The sequence below is a fragment of the Bartonella sp. AD328YNZD genome (assembly GCF_042196425.1).
Map to the genome: position 1 here is coordinate 2,514 of NZ_JBHIQG010000001.1, position 18,152 is coordinate 20,665.

The following is an 18,152-nucleotide window of genomic DNA, read 5'->3' on the forward strand; positions in this document are numbered from 1 at the left end:
CACATGACAAAAGTAAAAAACACTATTTTTCTCTCTTATATAGATATCCAAAAAAGAAAAAATTTAAATGACTTGTCTTTTCACATATTGAAACGATAATAAAAGGACAGAATAAAGTAAGCCGCGATAAAGAGTATTTACGGATTTCTTCTATTCAAAACTTCAGCAATAACAGAACGTGTTATTTTTCTTTTTCTTTGTAATGCCAACTGATCAACAGAATCAATAACACGCTTCAATGAAAATAAAGAACGTTCACAACGACTTACAAGGTAATAAACCGTATCTGGATGTACAATAAGTTGCCTATCGGAAAAAAGCTTAAAAGCAACAGCTGTTAACAATGCATCATCAGGCTGATTAATTTCAACGAACATCACCGAATTAAGACGACTTTTTAGATCATTTAACGTTAAATTCCAAGCGGAAGGAAGTGTTCGTGCCGTCATCAATAAAGTAGCTTGTCGTGCATCAAGATTTGTTTGCTTAATACTGTTAATTAAATGAAAAAGTTCTGTCTCATTGATTTCACCTGTATCAATATCCTCTATTAAAAATGATCTGCCTAAAGAAGCCATAGTAACAGCCTGATCAAGTTCATTGTACTGAATCCTGAAAGCATCTGCTTTTTGGAGCCATATATTAGAAAAGTGCGTTTTTCCAGATCCTTCTTTACCAACTAAAACTGCAATAGGTAAGCTCCAATTGGGCCAGTGATCAATAAGCTGAAAAGCCATACGATTACTTTCCGTTACCACTAAATCCTCAAATTGAAAAATCGGATCATAAGGAAAATTTAAAGATAATTGCGTTTCACACCCATTCATTTTAGCGGCTCCGAATTTCCGCTTCGCGAATACATCTGAGAACTCAGATAAGTATGAAGAGCAAAACGAACTAAAACGCCAACAGCCGCTGCCGCAGGAACAGCAACAAGCATACCAGTAAAACCAAAGAGTGAAGAAAAAGCAAAAAGTGAAAACATCAACCATACGGGATGTAATCCCACTGATGAACCTACAAGCTTGGGTTGAAGAATATAACCTTCAATAAATTGACCAATTAAAAAAAGTGCCATCACAACAATGATTCCCCCCCAATTATTGGGATAAAACTGGACCCATGCAATACCAACAGAAAGGAGCAAACCACTCATTGTGCCGATATAAGGAACAAAGCTAATAAGACCAATAAACATACCAATCAAAAGACTAAAATTGAGTCCTGCAATCGTTAAACCAATAGCATAATAGCCTCCCAATATGAGACAAACTGTTCCTTGTCCACGAACAAAGCCTGCAATAGCTCTATCCATTTCATGAAAAATACTACGGACGGTTTCAAGATGATCACGCGGTATTAACGAATCGATTGCTGTTACCATACGTGGCCAATCTAATAACATATAAAATGCCACCACAGGTGCCACAACAAATAGGCTAACGATATTAACGATAGATTTTCCTGACTTTAAAAGTGAATTCAAAAGAGACGTAATAAAATCCGAACCTTCGCCCAAAAATCCTTTAATATTATTCCGTAATTCATTTGGATCACTTCCAAAATAGCGCCTTAACCAATCAAAATCATGCTCAACAAAAAAGGTTTGAATACGATTAATATAAACAGGTAAACCATCACTCATAAACTGCTGTATTTGCCAACTAATAACAGGAATCAAAATAACTAAAGCAGCAACAAAGATAATAACAATAAATAAGGTAATAAGGACAGTCCCAAACACACGACGAATACCAAATTTTTCAAGTAATTGAACAATGGGATTGAGAAAATAAGCCAACACAATCCCTGCCACAAAAGGAAGCAAAATCGATCCAAAAACAAACATAAAAAGAATGAAAAAAATCAGCGTACCCAGCCAAAAAAAGATTTGTCTTTTCATATTATTCGGCAACGGTAATTGAGTATACGCTGGCACATAAGTCTTATAACGATCACGAGATGTATTCTCACTCACTTTCTTTCTCATAAGTTTCCAAGAAGACTGTCCGTGATTATCTGATATCTTGCTCATAAAATATCCTAAAAAAAACTTCACAAAGAATTATAAACAACTTCAAAATAAGCTACAAGAAAAGTTGCTTATTTTCTTATCAATATCTCTTGCAGAGAGAACTCTATCATGGCATTGCATAATATCAAAACCTGATTTTCCATTAAAGGAAGGCTCCAATGAGCAATCAAGATCTTATAAAGAATAAATCCAAAGTCGGCCTTACCTACGCAAAAGCCGGTGTAAACATCGATATGGGTAATGCCATGGTAGAAAAAATCAAACCCTTTATACGCGCTACAAAACGAGCCGGAGCAGATGCAGAAATTGGTGGGTTTGGTGGCCTTTTTGATTTAAAAGCCGCTGGCTTTACAGATCCTATCCTCGTAGCAGCCAATGATGGAGTGGGAACAAAATTAAAAATTGCTATCGAAGTAGGTCACCATAATACTGTAGGTATTGATCTCGTTGCTATGTGTGTCAATGATTTACTTGTACAAGGAGCTGAACCGCTTTTTTTTCTGGATTATTTTGCAACTGGAAAGCTCGACCCTGAACAAGGGGCTGCGATTGTTTCTGGTATTGCAGAAGGATGTAAACAAGCCGGTGCTGCTCTTATTGGAGGAGAAACTGCTGAAATGCCAGGAATGTATGCAGAGGGAGATTATGATCTAGCCGGTTTTGCTGTAGGAGCATGCGAACGCAGCAAGCTACTCCCTTCAAAAGATTTGATAGAAGGTGATGTTATATTAGGTCTAAGCTCCTCTGGAATTCATTCCAATGGCTTTTCGCTTGTTCGACGAATCATCCAGCAAAATTATCTCAAATGGAATAACCCTGCCCCTTTTTCCCCTGAAAACAGCCTTGGTATAGCACTTCTTACACCAACACGCATTTATGTAAAATCGCTTCTTCCCATCATGCGAAAATATGAAGGGATTAAAGCTCTTGCTCATATTACGGGTGGAGGCTTTCCTGAAAATATTCCACGTGTCCTTCCATCTTCTCTCTGCGCTGAAATTAATCTTTCTACCATCAATGTTCCAGCAGTATTTTCATGGATTGCCAAACAAGGTAAAATAGAAGAAACAGAAATGTTAAGAACATTCAATTGTGGTATTGGCATGATCATTATCGTAGCACAGCATGCAGCTGAAGCAATTACACAAGCTCTTGAAAGAAAAGGAGAAACTGTAACTCCACTTGGCATTTTAATAAAACGCCAAGATCAAAATAAAGGAATACTTTATAAAGGGGTATTGAATTTATGAAAAAAAAAATTGTCGTTTTTATTTCTGGTAATGGTTCGAATATGATCGCCCTTGCTCAAGCAAGCCAACAAACGGAATATCCTGCTGAAATTGTCGCTGTTATTTGCGATAATCCGCGTGCAAATGGTATTGAAAAGGCACAAAATCATAACTTACCCATTCATATTGTTGATCGTAAAATTTACAAAACAAAAGAAGAGCATGAAGAAAATATTTTTACGATTTTAGATCAATATAAACCAGATTTTCTCTGCTTTGCAGGGTATATGCGCCTTATCTCACCACGTTTTGTAAAACTTTATGAAGGACGAATTTTAAACATTCATCCTTCTCTTTTGCCTTCATTTAAAGGCTTAAACACACATGAAAAAGCTTTACAAGCAGGTGTAAAAATTACGGGTTGCACTGTTCATCTTGTTACAGAAGACGTGGATGCAGGAAAAATCCTTGCCCAAGCAGCCGTTCCAGTCTATCCCCATGATACTGCTGAGCGCTTAGCAGAAAGAGTTCTTAAAGTAGAGCATAAACTCTACCCCGAAGCCTTAAAAGCATTTATTGAAGGAAAGAGCAAAATGATAGATACGCAACAACAGCTTTTATCTTTTTGAGTGTATCAACAATCTATTAATCAGCATATTTCAATGCTTTATACATAGTTTCTGCTCAGTATCTACAATTGAAAATCTCTATGAAATGTTGACATAATAGAGCCCATCTCTTCAATAAATTTTTGCACAAAACATGTGATTTTTTTGAATTTTATTTCATTTTCAAAATTCTTCTTCTTTATTTAGTTCTATGACATTATCATAAGCTCTATTTATCAAAATGCTCTCGTATTTAGCCTAAAAAATCTTAAAATACGCACTTTTTCTATTGCATAAATTTTTGCTCATGACGAAAGTGTTTCTTTAACTGTTACAGCTAACTGTTTGAGTGTAAAAGGTTTAGATAAAAAACCAAAAACAGCATCTTGTGGAAGATTTTTAGCAAAAGCATCTTTTGCATATCCAGAAACGAAAAGAAATTTGATACCAGGATAGTTTTTACGGACTTCCTTCAATAAAGTGGGCCCATCCATTTCTGGCATCACCACATCGGAAACAATAATATCAACATCTCCTTTTTGTTCCTCAAGAATAGAGAGTGCTTCCACCCCACTTGCAGCCTCTAAAACCGTATATCCTCTCATTTGAAGAGCTCTTACCCCCCCCATTCTGACCGCATCTTCATCTTCAACCAATAAAACAGTCGCAGATCCTGTTAAGTCTATATTTTTATCTTTCTCTTCATCTTTTTCAACCTTTTGAGAAATTTCTCCTTTTATATTGGGGACATAACGGGGAAGAAAAATATGAAATGTTGCTCCTTCACCTTCTTTACTTTCACAATAAATATACCCACCGCTCTGCTTGATAATTCCATAAACCATTGATAAACCAAGTCCTGTTCCTTTTCCAACTTCTTTTGTTGTAAAAAATGGCTCAAACATTTTTTCTTGTATAGCAGCAGATATACCAGCTCCTGTATCTGAAATAGTCAATTGCACATACTCGCCAATTGCTAATCCAAGATGATTAAATTCAGCACTTTGTTGCTTTGTAATATTATTTGTCGCAATCGTAACAATACCTCCATCTAACATGGCATCACGCGCATTAATAACCAAATTCATAATAACACGCTGAAAAGATGCTTGATCAACTTCAACGCTCCACAAATCTCTTCCATGAATAATTTTTAACTGAATATTATTACCCAAAAGTGGTAAAATAAGATTGCGAATGTCTGATAAAAACTCTGTAAAATCAACTTCTTCAGGTCGAAGTGTTTGCTTTCTAGAAAAAGCTAATAATTGCTGTACAAGAGCAGCTGCACGATTAGCATTATTTTTAATATTGATCAGATCAGCATGAGCAGGATCAGAACTACGATGCGTATTTAAAAGAAGATCACACGACATTAAAATTGCTGTTAAAACATTATTAAAATCATGAGCAATGCCGCCAGCCAATTGTCCTACAGCTTGCATCTTCTGACTTTGCATCATTTTATCTTCAAGAGTTTTTTGTTCGGTTATTTCAATCACAGAGATAATAAGCAAATCTTGCAATACATCACCATGATAGGGCGGTACAGACATAATATGGAGCCGTAAATGGCATTCTTCATTTTTTTCTAAAACAGTTTCTAGAGAAACAAAATAATTTTTATTTGTTGCAATTCTCTGAAAAGAACGCTCTAACTGCACACAATCACGACGAGAAATAACATCATAAAAATTGACAGCTTTGTCCATACATCCCGTGAGTGATGAAAAAGCTTTATTCATATGAACTAATTGCCCTGCATGATCCACCACGGCTATTGCAAAAGGACTCGCATCAAAATATTCTCCTAATATACGGGGTAATTTTAATTGATCGTCCTCTTCTTTTTGTATTTGTTGTGGAATGATCACAATACGATAAATAGCCTCCTCTTCTAAGAGAGAAGAAACAGATATAAGACAATGGAATATTTTCTCACAAGTCGTGTGTGAATTTAAACATAACGAAAGCCTATAAGGTAAAGAGTAACCTGAACTTTGATATCTGTTGGTTTGTAAACAGATATCACTCCATGAGCTCTTAGCGCCAACGCTATCAAATAACGAATCAAAATTATATTGACCAATTGAGAAATTAGCTAAATCAATTGAAAACCATTCTGCAAAAGTCGCATTGGCATAAAGAATAGTTCCTTGTCTATTAACGGATACAAAACCAATAGAAGCTTGATCCAAGTGATTGATAGCCTCTTGAAGGTTCGAGAAAAAAACTTCTCGCGTTTGTTGTAAGTGCGAAATATCAGTAATACGCCAAAATAAAAGCTTTTTTTTCTGTTTTGTGATAGGTTGAACGGAAATATTATACCAAACAGACTTTTTTGGTGTAGAATCGGTAAAAATTGGCTGTTCTACTCTTAATTCCTCTTGCGCTGCAAGATTATTACAGGCTGCAACCTTTAAGCGGTACGAGAGGGCACCAGCTCCTGGAAGATCCGCAATAACCCTATAACAAGACACTTCAGGCCTATAGGTCAGAATTTTTCGATAGTTTTGATTAGAATAATAAACAAAACCAGAAAGATCAGAGATTACAATTGCATCATCGCTCCTATTAAAGATGCTAAAATCAAAATCTTCATGCGACCACACATGATATCTTAAAATTCCCATTCCACACAAAACGAGTGTTGCAACACCGATCATTGCTAGAATCAAAAAAGATATTGATATCGCCTGTTGCAAATAGTTTTGTGTATAAAAAAAACCTAAAATACCCACAATGAAAAGAAAACCTAATACAAAAACAACACCAAAAATAACAACTCTCCGATGAAACGAAGACGCTGATCTTTCATTATTCTCAAAATCTTTATCCATCTCTCTTTGCCTTAGCTTATAGCTATTTCTTATGTCACAAAACTTCCTTTATATTCGTTGTTATGTTGTTATAAAGTATATACTATGATATTATCTAAGATAAGATCGCTTAATATTCAAAAGTTTATTTCTTACGTTATAAGTGAACCTTTTGAGGGTATGTTTATAAATTTATCTCAATAAAAAATAATATTTCCATACAAAATGGGAGAAAATCTATGTATATCTGGTTATCAGAGCAAATAGGTGTATCTGCGGCAAACATAACGATAAGCTTTTTGATTTTTTTAATAACAATCGCAGCTATTACCATAATTATCGTATTTTTACGCCGTTTAAATACAAGAAGATTCAACATTAATAGAAAAAAAAGCCTATCGCGATTAGCATTATGTGAAGTAATTTCTATAGATCGAGCACGCCGCCTTGTTTTAATCCGTTGCGATAATAAAGAACATTTGCTCCTTATTGGTGGATTAACAGATATGGTTATAGAATCCGATATTACCGGTACATCCAAAATACAAAAGAGAGAAACACACACACATCTAAATTCCACCTCTACAGAAAGAAACGATATATCGGATAAAAGTCCCTCTCCTTTTACGAATCAAGCGGTAAAAGATTCAACCATCACCGCCGAAATTGAGGGGCGGCAAGAACCATCTTTATTCATTCCTACCCCTCAAAAATAAAAATATACAATTTTATCACCACGAATTTCGTTTGTTTATCATCTTAATAACCTTACCTTAATCATCGCGATAAACTCTTTCACGTCGTTCGTGACGTTCTTGCGCTTCCAATGACAAAACGGCTATCGGCCGAGCCTCAAGACGCTTTATACTAATGGGTTCGCCGGTTTCTTCACAAAAACCGTATGTCCCATTATCAATGCGCTCTAAAGCAGCATCTATTTTTGAAATAAGTTTCCTCTGACGATCACGAGCACGTAATTCGATTGTACGATCAGTTTCACAAGAAGCCCGATCAGTCAAATCGGGTTGACCAACATTCTCTTCCTGCAAATTTTCCAAAGTCTCACGAGCTTCTTTTAATATATCATTCTTCCAAGAAACCAATTTAGCACGAAAATACGCCTTTTGCCGCTCATTCATAAAAGGCTCATCTTCACTAGGGCGATATTGACCATAAATCTCTTCGCTCATGCAATAAAAAACCTCCACATATGCTATGTGCGGTCTATATATTGTGCAATACCCATCAACACAAGAGTAAAATGTTTTTTCATAACAATCGACGAATATATTTAAATGTACTGTTTAGGTTTGATCACTTTATTTATGTAGATTGAACTCTTGATTAAATCTCATCCAGAATCATTTTTCTCGCTTATTGAAAAACCTTAAAAAGAAGGAAATCAGATATCAGAGCCATCCCTCCCCTACTCTCTACATTGTTTAAAATCTAAATGAAGCAACAATAAATCATTTCATCAATGCAAAAAATAAAATCTTTATAAAGGCAAAGTGTGATATTCACGTTTCAAATACATCAAAGCATCTTTTTCTTTATTACAGTTAATTGCAACAACCTCACCAATCAAAACACAATGAGTTGCGTGTTCGTGCCAACAAATCAAACGACAATCAAACGACGCTAGAGCGTCTGAAAGACTAGGCGCCCCCGTTTGCAAAGCTCCCCATTGAGCAACATCAAAACGCTCATTTTGTGTAGAATTGCAACGCCTCGAAAAAACATCCGCTAATGAGCGATGTTTTCCTGCCAAGCTATTAACACAAAAATTTCCATTCTCCATAAATACCTGATTCTTTAAATTATGACGCATAAGACAAACAAGAAGGGTTGGAGGATTATCAGATAAAGAACAACACGCCGAAACAGTCACCCCGCGTCTTCCCTTAATACCATTTGTTGTCACAATATGCACAGCTCCTGCAAAAAGACTCATGGCGTCTCGATATTCTTGGGAAGAAACCGCAATAGTATGTTTATGTTGAAGTTCAGGCATCAAATATGTTTTATGATTCGACATATCTTTCACTTATAAAGCTTTAAAATTTCAAGCGATCTTTCCATAAAAAGACCTATAATACATATTTTTTCTTTTCCGTCATAACACAAAAAATATTTGTGTATACACAGCGATATGATAAAAACTGCCAATCTAAGGAGATTTTAATGCCCCATGCTCATCTCATTTCGCCTTCTCTCTTGGCTTCTGATTTTTCTAAACTTGGACAAGAAATGTTAGATGTTATTGATGCTGGTGCAGATTGGCTTCATCTTGATATTATGGATGGGCACTTTGTTCCTAACATCACCTTTGGTCCTGAAATCGTCAAAGCTCTGCGCCCATTAACAAAAGCAATATTTGATGTCCACCTGATGATCGCACCAGTAGACCCTTATTTAGAAGCTTTTGCAAAAGCAGGTTCAGATATTATAACTATTCATGCTGAAGCAGGTCCACATCTTCATCGTTCACTCCAAACAATCAAAAAAATGGGGAAAAAAGCAGGAATCGCACTCAATCCAAGCACCCCTGAACATATGCTTGAATATTTGCTTGATCAATTAGATCTCATTCTCATCATGACGGTCAATCCCGGTTTTGGTGGACAAAGTTTTATTCCAGAAATAAAAGATAAAATTAAGCGCGTTAAAAGCATGATTGCAAACCGCCCTATTGACCTTGAAGTTGATGGTGGTATCACCGTTGATACAATTGGGATAGCTGCAAAAGCTGGTGCAAATGTATTTGTCGCAGGCTCTGCAATTTATAAAGATGGAAATAAAGAGCTTTACAAAACACGTATTAGTGCATTGCGCCAAGCCGCAATCCTCTCACAACAAGGAAAAAAATGATGATCGCACGTTATTCTCGCCCTGCAATGGTAACAATTTGGTCTCCCGAAACAAAATATCGTATTTGGTTTGAAATAGAAGCCCATGCCTGTGATGCCCTTGCTCACTTAGGGATTATTCCGAAAGAAGCCGCCAAAGTCATTTGGGAAAAAGGGGCAGCAGCTAAATTTGATGTCAATCGCATTGATGAAATTGAAGCAATTACCAAACATGATGTTATCGCATTTCTAACCCACCTCGCTGAATTCATTGGACCAGAAGCACGTTTTATCCACCAAGGTATGACATCATCTGATGTTCTCGATACAACGCTGAACATTCAATTGATGCGTGCGAGTGATATTTTGCTAGAGGATATAGATCAACTTCTTGAAGCATTAAAAAGACGTGCTTTTGAGCATAAAGAAACAATCACCATTGGGCGGAGTCATGGCATTCATGCTGAACCGACAACTTTTGGAATCAAGTTTGCTCTTGCATACGCTGAATTTTCCCGTTGTCGCAAACGTCTTCTTGCCGCACGAGAAGAAATTTCTACTTGCGCGATTTCAGGAGCTGTAGGAACTTTTGCTAATATCGATCCACGCGTTGAAGAACATGTAGCAAAAGCCTTGAGGATGCGTGCTGAACCGGTTTCCACCCAAGTAATACCAAGAGATCGTCATGCTATGTTTTTTGCAACACTTGGTGTTATTGCTTCCTCTATTGAAAGGCTAGCAATAGAAATACGCCATTTACAACGAACAGAAGTTCTTGAAGCAGAGGAACATTTCTCACCTGGGCAAAAAGGTTCATCGGCAATGCCTCATAAACGTAATCCAGTTTTAACAGAAAATTTAACTGGACTAGCCCGTATGGTACGTGCATTTGCACTCCCCGCCATGGAAAATGTAGCTCTTTGGCATGAACGTGATATTTCCCATTCATCTGTTGAGCGTTATATTGCTCCAGATGCGACGATTACACTTGATTTTGCTCTTTCTCGCCTCACATCTGTCATTGAAAATCTCATTGTCTATCCAGAAAATATGCAAAAAAATCTCAATAAATTCCGCGGTCTTGTTCACTCACAACGGGTTCTTTTAGCACTCACACAAGCAGGGATTAGTCGTGAAGATTCTTATCGGATTGTACAACGAAATGCGATGAAAGTTTGGGAACAAGGAAAAGATTTTTTAGAAGAACTCCTCAACGACAAAGATGTTACCAAAGCTTTAAGTGAAGAAGAACTTCGCGAAAAATTTGATCTTTCTTACCACACCAAACATATCAATACGATTTTTAAACGTGTTTTTGAAGAACAATAAAGCGACATAGAAAACCAAAATCCATTCCACCTATGATCAAAAATCTGTTGTAACAAAGAAAACAATTTATGAAAGCAAATCAACTCGATATTCTTATTGTTCCTGGCTACAAAGGATCTGGTCCAGATCATTGGCAAACACGCTGGGAAAAAAAATTGTCGACAGCCCGCCGCATTGAACAACTCCATTGGTCAAAGCCTGTTTGTGAAGAGTGGGTTAACAAAGTTAAAACCGCCATCGCAAAAGCTCAAAGGCCTGTTATGCTTATTGCTCATTCATTAGGAGTTCCCAGTGTTATTCATGCAACTGTACAAAATACAGAAAAAATTTGTGGCGCTTTCTTTGTTGCACCTCCAGATGTCGCCAATGAAAAAATACGTCCCAAACATTTAATGACATTTGGCCCCTATCATCGCCAAAAGCTTTCTTTTCCTTCTATTGTCATAGCCAGTCGCAACGATGAGTTTTGTCAATTTTCAGTAGCAGAAAAAATTGCCAATGATTGGGGATCACTCTTTGTTGATGCTGGGTATTCTGGCCATATTAACGCAGAATCCGGACACGGACCTTGGCCTGAAGGGCTTATGGTCCTCTCTCACTTTCTTGCAAAAATTTGATCCAAAAGAGATGATCTTCTTTCTCACCGCTTATGTATCTTCACCTTTGGATAAACGTGTAATGACAAAAATTATAAAAGTATCATAGCAATATCATTGAGAAATTCTATCAATTAGGATAGTATCATTTATCAATGTTATTAAAAACCTCTCAAGATAAATAGAGAATCATGATGAATCGTCGCCACCGTATTTATGAAGGCAAGGCTAAAATTTTATATGAAGGACCTGAACCAGGGACTTATATTCAGTTTTTTAAAGATGATGCAACTGCCTTTAATGCAAAAAAACATGAAATTATCGATGGAAAGGGGGTTTTAAACAACCGAATTTCGGAACATATTTTTAGCCATCTTGGACGTTTGGGCATCCCAACACATTTTATCAAACGTATAAACATGCGCGAACAGCTTATTAAAGCGGTGGAAATCATTCCGTTGGAAGTTGTTGTTCGCAATGTTGCTGCCGGCTCTCTTGCTAAGCGTTTAGGACTGGAAGAAGGAACCCCGCTTCCGCAATCCATCATTGAATTCTACTATAAAAATGATTCTCTCGATGATCCTATGGTAACGGAAGAACATATCACAACTTTTGGGTGGGCTGTCCCACAAGAGATAGAAGATATCATGCAACTTTCAATTCGTATTAATGATTTTCTTTCTGGGCTTTTTGCCGGTGTTAACATCCAATTAATTGATTTTAAAATGGAATTTGGTCGCCTGTGGGAAGATGAAACAATGCGCATTGTTCTTGCTGATGAAATCTCTCCTGATTCTGCACGACTATGGGATATGCACACACAAGAAAAAATGGATAAAGACCGTTTTCGTCGTGATATGGGTGGGCTTATTAATGCCTATCAAGAAGTTGCCAAACGTCTTGGTATTATGAATGAAAATGAACCTACACGACCAAGTGGTCCCGTTCTCGTAAAATAAAAACAAGGTAAAATATTATCACCTTATATAAATACCCCCTCTTCAAAGGAGAGGTTCTTTTAACAACAGGAAGCAAAAAATGAAAGCACGCATTACAGTTACTTTAAGAGAAAGCGTTCTTGATCCACAAGGAGAAGCAATTGTTGGTGCTTTAAAAAGTTTAGCTTTCGAGGGCATTCATTCCATTCGTCAAGGAAAGGTTTTTGATATTGTTCTTGATGATCTACCTTCTGAAAGCGCAAAGAAAAAACTTAACCAGATGTGTGAAGAGTTACTCGTAAATACTGTCATCGAAAATTATACAATCGAACTTCTTTAAGTGGAACGCTCATGAAAACTGCTATCATTCAACTTCCTGGATTAAATCGTGATCGAGATATGATTGCAGCATTACATCATATAACGGGAGTTGAACCACTAAAAATTTGGCAAACAGAAACAACAATTCCAGATGTAGATGTTATTATTATTCCTGGTGGTTTTTCTTATGGCGACTACTTAAGGTGTGGCGCTATTGGAGCGCGAACCCCTATCTTAAAGGCCATTCGTGAAAAAGCACAAGAAGGGACTACAATAATAGGGATCTGTAATGGATTTCAAATTTTGTTGGAAGCTGGATTATTACCCGGTACTTTAATGCGTAACGCTTCTTTAAAATTTGTTTGTCGTGAAATCAAACTTGAAGTCGTCAACGCCAAGACAAAATTTTCTCGATATTATTCTAAAGGACAAATTATTCGTTGTCCCGTTGCCCATCACGATGGGAATTATTTTGTTGATAGTGAAACATTAAAAAAAATGGAAGATAATCAACAAATTGTTTTTCGTTATGCAGAAAATACAAATCCTAATGGCTCAATGAAAGATATTGCTGGTATTGTTAATAAAGCTGGTAATATTCTTGGTATGATGCCTCATCCTGAAAACTTTATTGAACCCGCTCATGGAGGTGTTGACGGTCGTTTACTTTTTCAAAGTGCTTTAGAGTTAGCAAATGGATGATGCCGCAAAATTCTTGTGCTCCATAATTATAAAAAACAAAGGTCTATATCTTGCGTCGTAAATCCATGAACGGAATTATTCACAAACAACAATGGATATTATTTTCTAAATACATAATTATTTAAGATCGTTTTTGGTCTTAAATCCCATCAAACAAACGAATAAAATCTTCAGCTTACGGTCTATGAATATTTTTATTATTAAACAACATTATTGCTTATAATAGCTGCTAGATAGAAACTAAAATGCTAAATTTCAGTTAATTTAACGGATAAATACTCATGAAGCCTTGCGATAACATCACTATTACACCAGAGCTCATTGCACAACACGGGCTAAAAGAAGATGAATATCAACGTATCCTGACGTTAATCGGTAGAGAGCCAACATTTACTGAACTAGGAATTTTTTCTGCAATGTGGAACGAACATTGTTCTTATAAATCCTCTAAAAAATGGCTAAAAACTCTTCCAACAGAAGGAAAGTGTGTCATTCAAGGGCCTGGTGAAAATGCTGGCGTTGTTGATATTGGTGAAGGGGAATGTGTGGTTTTTAAAATGGAAAGCCATAACCATCCTTCTTATATTGAACCTTATCAAGGTGCAGCAACAGGTGTTGGTGGTATTTTACGTGATGTCTTCACAATGGGAGCCCGTCCTGTCGCCGCTATGAATGCATTGCGATTTGGCGCTCCTGATCATCCACGAACACGCCATCTTGTTTCCGGTGTTGTTTCTGGTATTGGTGGTTACAGCAATGCTTTTGGCGTTCCAACGGTTGGTGGAGAAGTAAATTTTGATGAGCGTTATAATGGCAATATCCTTGTTAACGCTTTTGTAGCCGGTATTGCAAAGACAGACGCCCTTTTTTATTCTAAAGCGCAAGGCATCGGACTCCCTGTTGTTTATCTTGGGGCAAAAACAGGGCGAGATGGTGTCGGTGGAGCAACAATGGCTTCTGCTGAATTCGATGATTCAATCAGTGAAAAACGTCCAACCGTTCAAGTCGGTGATCCTTTTACAGAAAAGTGTCTTCTTGAAGCATGTTTAGAGCTCATGGAACTTGGAGCTGTGGTTGCTATTCAAGATATGGGAGCTGCAGGTCTCACCTCTTCTGCCGTTGAAATGGGTGCAAAAGGCAATCTAGGAATACAGCTTAATCTTGATGCAGTTCCCGTTCGTGAAGAAAACATGACAGCCTATGAAATGATGCTTTCTGAAAGCCAAGAGCGTATGCTCATGGTTCTTAAACCAGAGTTAGAAAAGCAAGCAGCAGCAATTTTTCATAAATGGGGGCTCCATTTTTCCATTATTGGAAAAACAACCAATGATCTACGTTTCCGTGTATTTCATCAAGGGAAAGAAGTTGTTAATCTTCCCATCAAAGAACTTGGTGATGAAGCACCTGTTTATGACCGTCCTTGGAGTGAACCTGCAAAAAAAACACTCCTGAAAACAGAAGACGTCAAAAAAGTTAACAATCTTGGTGATGCGCTTTTGAGCTTATTGAATTCTGCTGATCAAAGTTCACGACGATGGATTTATGAACAATATGATACCCTTATCCAAGGAAATAGCCTTATCCGCCCAGGAGGCGATGCAGGCGTTATCCGTGTAGGCAACAATAGCAAACGTGCTCTTGCTTTTTCTTCTGATGTAACACCTCGCTATTGTGAAGCAGACCCTTATGAGGGAGGAAAACAAGCTGTCGCAGAATGTTGGCGAAATATTAGTACGACAGGTGCAACGCCGTTGGCTGCTACAGATAATCTCAATTTTGGTAACCCTGAAAAACCTGAAATTATGGGACAACTGGTCTTGGCTATTAAAGGGATAGGGGAAGCTTGTAGAATCCTCGATTTCCCTATCGTTTCAGGCAATGTTTCTCTTTACAACGAAACAAATGGAGAAGCTATTCTTCCAACCCCTACAATTGCTGGTGTAGGACTTCTTGGTGATTGGTCTAAAATGGTAACAATAAAGGGGATGCAAAATGGAGATTATATTGTTTTAGTGGGAGATTGCGGTTCTCATTTAGGACAATCAATCTATGCGCGAAACATTTTAAATATTGATGCAGGTGCCCCCCCTCACGTAGATTTACAACTTGAAAAAAAGCATGGTCAATTTGTTCGAGATGTCATACATCGTGGTTTTGTTCACGCCGCCCATGATCTTTCTGATGGAGGATTAGCGATTGCGCTTGCAGAAATGGTCATTAAAGCAGGTAAAGGGATCAAAACAAAATTAAGCAACCAATCACCAGAACATGCAGAACTTTTTGGAGAAGACCAAGGACGTTATCTTTTAGCAGTCAAACCTGAAGCACTCAATAGCCTTAAAGAGCTCGCACAAATAAGTGCAGTTTCTTTAATAGAGCTAGGTAACGTTGCAGGTGATGCACTTGATATAGATGGAATACTAAAACTTTCTATAGACAAACTCACAAAAGCCTATGAAAACTGGTTTCCACAATTTATGGATGAAGAGTAAAAATTGTTTTTTCTCTTAAACAGCCTTTATAAAAAAATGAATAACATAGGAGAATAATGATGGCGATGAGTGCCCATGCAATTGAAACGCTTATTCGTGAAAGTATTCCTGATGCTATTGTAATAGTTCGTGATCTTGCTGGAGATGGAGAACATTATGCTGCAGAAGTTATTTCTGAAAGTTTTCGTGGTAAAACCCGTGTTCAACAACATAAAATGGTTTATGATGCCCTTAAAGGCAATATGGGAAATGACCTTCATGCCTTAATGTTGCAAACAAATATTCCAAAATAATCTAAAATTTCTTCTTGCATTCACACATTTAATACGATTAAAAACAGTATGAATATAAATTACACACTGATAAAAATCTGAAATATCGAGGGATAAAAATGACCACTGTTCATGATTTTATTGACAACGAGATTAAAACAAACGACGTCATTTTATTCATGAAAGGAACACCTGACGCTCCGCAATGCGGGTTTTCAGGACAAGTTGTTCAAATCCTTGATTATTTAGGATTGAATTATAAAGGGATTAATATCTTAACTTCTAACGAATTGCGTCAAGGGATTAAAGATTACTCGAATTGGCCAACAATTCCACAGCTTTATATCAAAGGTGAATTTATCGGAGGCTGTGATATTGTTAAAGAGATGTTTCAAAACAATGAGTTACAGGAACTTTTGAAAGAAAAAAATATTCCCTGCAATCAATCATAGGTATCTTTCATTTTATTCAGACTCTTAAAAAGAGCTGTTTTCAGACGAAATTTTTATTTCAAGGATGCCATATGTCATATTCACTCAATGAACAAACACATAGTGATGCGATTAGAAAAAAAATTGGCTATAAAGAATTTGTTGTTCTTATTGCTTCTCTCATGGCTATTAACGCTATAGCTGTTGATATTATGCTGCCAGCTATGCCCAACATTTTAGACGGCTTAAATGTTCTTAATGAAAATGATCAACATTATATCATTTCGAGTTATCTTATTAGCTATGGTATTGCTCAAATATTTTTCGGTCCCATAAGCGATCGGTATGGACGACGTAAACTTATCCTTATTGGTCTTGCTTTTTATTCATTTACGGCGATTGGCTGTGCCTTTGTAACTGATTTTTCTCTCTTACTTATTTTGCGTATCTTGCAAGGTATTGGAGGAGCTGCTATGCGGGTTCTTACAGTTTCCGTCGTACGTGATCTTTACAGTGGTCGAAAAATGGCAGAAGTTATGTCTATTGTTATGATGGTTTTTCTTGTTGCACCAATGGTTGGTCCCGCAACAGGACAGGTCATTTTACTACTCGGACATTGGCAATATATTTTTATTTTCATGGCAATGATTGGTTTCGGGCTGATGATTTGGATTCAATTCCGCTTGCCTGAAACACTTCATGAACAACGCCCTCTTTCCTTTTCTTCAGTCAAACACAATTTATGGATTGTTGTGACAAATCGTACAACACTTTGCTATACACTTGCAACTTCTATCATTTTAGGGTGCATTTTTATTGCTGTTAATACATCACAACAAACCTATGAAGGAATTTATAACTTAGGCTTTTGGTTTCCTATCGCATTTGCCATCGGTGCTGCATTTCAGGCTTTCTCATCATTCATGAATTCTCGACTTGTCGGACGTCTTGGAATGAGACGTATTGCTCATACTATGCTTTTGCTCTTTTGTGCCACTTCATGCATTTGGTTTATTGGCTCCATCTTAGCAGGTGGTGTTATCCCTTTTCCTTTTTATATGACGTTATATTGTATATTAATGTTTACCTGTGGTGGCATTATGGCCAATTTCAATACACTTGCTCTCGAATCTGTAGGCGAAATTGCTGGAACAGCATCTTCTGTATCCGGCTTTCTTCAAACATCTATCGGTGCAGGACTTAGCTTTTTTATTGCCCAACAATTTGATGAAACAACCATCCCAAACTCAGCAGGATTTTTCTTTCTGAGCCTCACTGCCATACTTCTTGTTTTATGGGCTGAACGTGGTCATCTTTTTAGGCAATATCATAATAACCCTAACGAATAAAGACTGCTTTATGAGACAATTAATAATATCTCTCTTGAACAATAAGGAAATGCCTATAATATAAAATAGGACACTCTTGTGCTGAACATTCACATATTTGTTTTAAAAATAAACTTCTCAAATCATTTCACGACAACATTCATGAATGATATAAGGTTAAAAAAACAGTGAACTGTATAAAA

General features: G+C 36.9%; 18 protein-coding genes. 13 read left to right on the plus strand and 5 right to left on the minus strand.

Going from position 1 to position 18,152, the window contains the following annotated elements; translation table 11 throughout:
• Positions 1-137: 137 nt before the first annotated feature.
• Positions 138-827 carry a DnaA regulatory inactivator HdaA gene (gene hdaA, locus ACFIO3_RS00020; protein ID WP_375606625.1) on the minus strand — a complete coding sequence of 230 codons (690 nt, stop codon included), beginning with the start codon at positions 825-827 and terminating at the stop codon, positions 138-140.
• The gene (locus tag ACFIO3_RS00025; RefSeq protein WP_375606626.1) at positions 824-2,035 is read right to left on the minus strand and encodes an AI-2E family transporter; all 1,212 of its coding nucleotides are present in this window, start codon (positions 2,033-2,035) and stop codon (positions 824-826) included. Before ACFIO3_RS00025 ends, hdaA begins: the two co-directional genes overlap by 4 nt.
• A gap of 158 nt (positions 2,036-2,193) precedes the next feature.
• On the opposite strand from ACFIO3_RS00025, the gene purM reads away from it, so the two are divergent.
• On the plus strand, positions 2,194-3,285 hold the full coding sequence (gene purM, locus ACFIO3_RS00030) for a phosphoribosylformylglycinamidine cyclo-ligase (protein WP_375614529.1): 1,092 nt from the start codon (positions 2,194-2,196) through the stop codon (positions 3,283-3,285).
• On the plus strand, positions 3,282-3,893 hold the full coding sequence (gene purN / locus ACFIO3_RS00035) for a phosphoribosylglycinamide formyltransferase (protein WP_375614530.1): 612 nt from the start codon (positions 3,282-3,284) through the stop codon (positions 3,891-3,893). The genes purM and purN overlap by 4 nt, the downstream gene beginning before the upstream one ends.
• 284 nt (positions 3,894-4,177) lie before the next feature.
• Here purN and ACFIO3_RS00040 read toward each other — a convergent pair whose 3' ends face one another.
• The gene (locus ACFIO3_RS00040) at positions 4,178-6,712 is read right to left on the minus strand and encodes a response regulator (protein ID WP_375703993.1); all 2,535 of its coding nucleotides are present in this window, start codon (positions 6,710-6,712) and stop codon (positions 4,178-4,180) included.
• A 218-nt stretch (positions 6,713-6,930) separates the two neighbouring features.
• On the opposite strand from ACFIO3_RS00040, the gene ACFIO3_RS00045 reads away from it, so the two are divergent.
• Positions 6,931-7,407, plus strand: coding sequence for a hypothetical protein (locus tag ACFIO3_RS00045; RefSeq protein ID WP_375614532.1), 477 nt, complete (start codon positions 6,931-6,933; stop codon positions 7,405-7,407).
• A 57-nt stretch (positions 7,408-7,464) separates the two neighbouring features.
• On the opposite strand, the gene dksA is transcribed toward ACFIO3_RS00045, so the two are convergent.
• Both dksA and ACFIO3_RS00055 read right to left on the minus strand, forming a co-directional pair.
• Positions 7,465-7,881 carry an RNA polymerase-binding protein DksA gene (gene dksA / locus ACFIO3_RS00050; protein ID WP_375606631.1) on the minus strand — a complete coding sequence of 139 codons (417 nt, stop codon included), beginning with the start codon at positions 7,879-7,881 and terminating at the stop codon, positions 7,465-7,467.
• A gap of 308 nt (positions 7,882-8,189) precedes the next feature.
• Complete coding sequence (locus tag ACFIO3_RS00055; protein ID WP_375606632.1) at positions 8,190-8,729, minus strand: flavin reductase; 540 nt, start codon at positions 8,727-8,729, stop codon at positions 8,190-8,192.
• Positions 8,730-8,875: 146 nt separating this feature from the next.
• Between ACFIO3_RS00055 and rpe the strand changes: the two genes are divergently transcribed.
• The 10 genes from rpe (at position 8,876) to ACFIO3_RS00105 (ending at position 17,970) form a co-directional block, all read left to right on the plus strand.
• Complete coding sequence (gene rpe / locus ACFIO3_RS00060) at positions 8,876-9,562, plus strand: ribulose-phosphate 3-epimerase (protein ID WP_375614533.1); 687 nt, start codon at positions 8,876-8,878, stop codon at positions 9,560-9,562.
• Positions 9,562-10,869 carry an adenylosuccinate lyase gene (purB, locus tag ACFIO3_RS00065; protein ID WP_375606722.1) on the plus strand — a complete coding sequence of 436 codons (1,308 nt, stop codon included), beginning with the start codon at positions 9,562-9,564 and terminating at the stop codon, positions 10,867-10,869. Before rpe ends, purB begins: the two co-directional genes overlap by 1 nt.
• A 68-nt stretch (positions 10,870-10,937) precedes the next feature.
• Entirely contained in the window at positions 10,938-11,486 is a 549-nt protein-coding gene (locus ACFIO3_RS00070) for an RBBP9/YdeN family alpha/beta hydrolase (RefSeq protein WP_375606634.1), read from the plus strand.
• A gap of 173 nt (positions 11,487-11,659) precedes the next feature.
• On the plus strand, positions 11,660-12,424 hold the full coding sequence (purC, locus tag ACFIO3_RS00075) for a phosphoribosylaminoimidazolesuccinocarboxamide synthase (protein ID WP_375606723.1): 765 nt from the start codon (positions 11,660-11,662) through the stop codon (positions 12,422-12,424).
• 79 nt (positions 12,425-12,503) lie between these two features.
• The gene (purS, locus tag ACFIO3_RS00080) at positions 12,504-12,743 is read left to right on the plus strand and encodes a phosphoribosylformylglycinamidine synthase subunit PurS (RefSeq protein ID WP_375606635.1); all 240 of its coding nucleotides are present in this window, start codon (positions 12,504-12,506) and stop codon (positions 12,741-12,743) included.
• Between the two features lie 11 nt (positions 12,744-12,754).
• Positions 12,755-13,426, plus strand: coding sequence for a phosphoribosylformylglycinamidine synthase subunit PurQ (gene purQ, locus ACFIO3_RS00085; protein ID WP_375608313.1), 672 nt, complete (start codon positions 12,755-12,757; stop codon positions 13,424-13,426).
• Positions 13,427-13,707: 281 nt separating this feature from the next.
• Positions 13,708-15,918, plus strand: coding sequence for a phosphoribosylformylglycinamidine synthase subunit PurL (purL, locus tag ACFIO3_RS00090; RefSeq protein WP_375609376.1), 2,211 nt, complete (start codon positions 13,708-13,710; stop codon positions 15,916-15,918).
• Positions 15,919-15,977: 59 nt separating this feature from the next.
• On the plus strand, positions 15,978-16,211 hold the full coding sequence (locus ACFIO3_RS00095; RefSeq protein ID WP_375606724.1) for a BolA/IbaG family iron-sulfur metabolism protein: 234 nt from the start codon (positions 15,978-15,980) through the stop codon (positions 16,209-16,211).
• Between the two features lie 98 nt (positions 16,212-16,309).
• Positions 16,310-16,642, plus strand: a complete 333-nt coding sequence (gene grxD, locus ACFIO3_RS00100; protein WP_375606638.1) for a Grx4 family monothiol glutaredoxin — start codon at positions 16,310-16,312, stop codon at positions 16,640-16,642.
• A gap of 71 nt (positions 16,643-16,713) precedes the next feature.
• Positions 16,714-17,970 carry a multidrug effflux MFS transporter gene (locus tag ACFIO3_RS00105; protein ID WP_375609375.1) on the plus strand — a complete coding sequence of 419 codons (1,257 nt, stop codon included), beginning with the start codon at positions 16,714-16,716 and terminating at the stop codon, positions 17,968-17,970.
• Positions 17,971-18,152 lie beyond the last annotated feature (182 nt).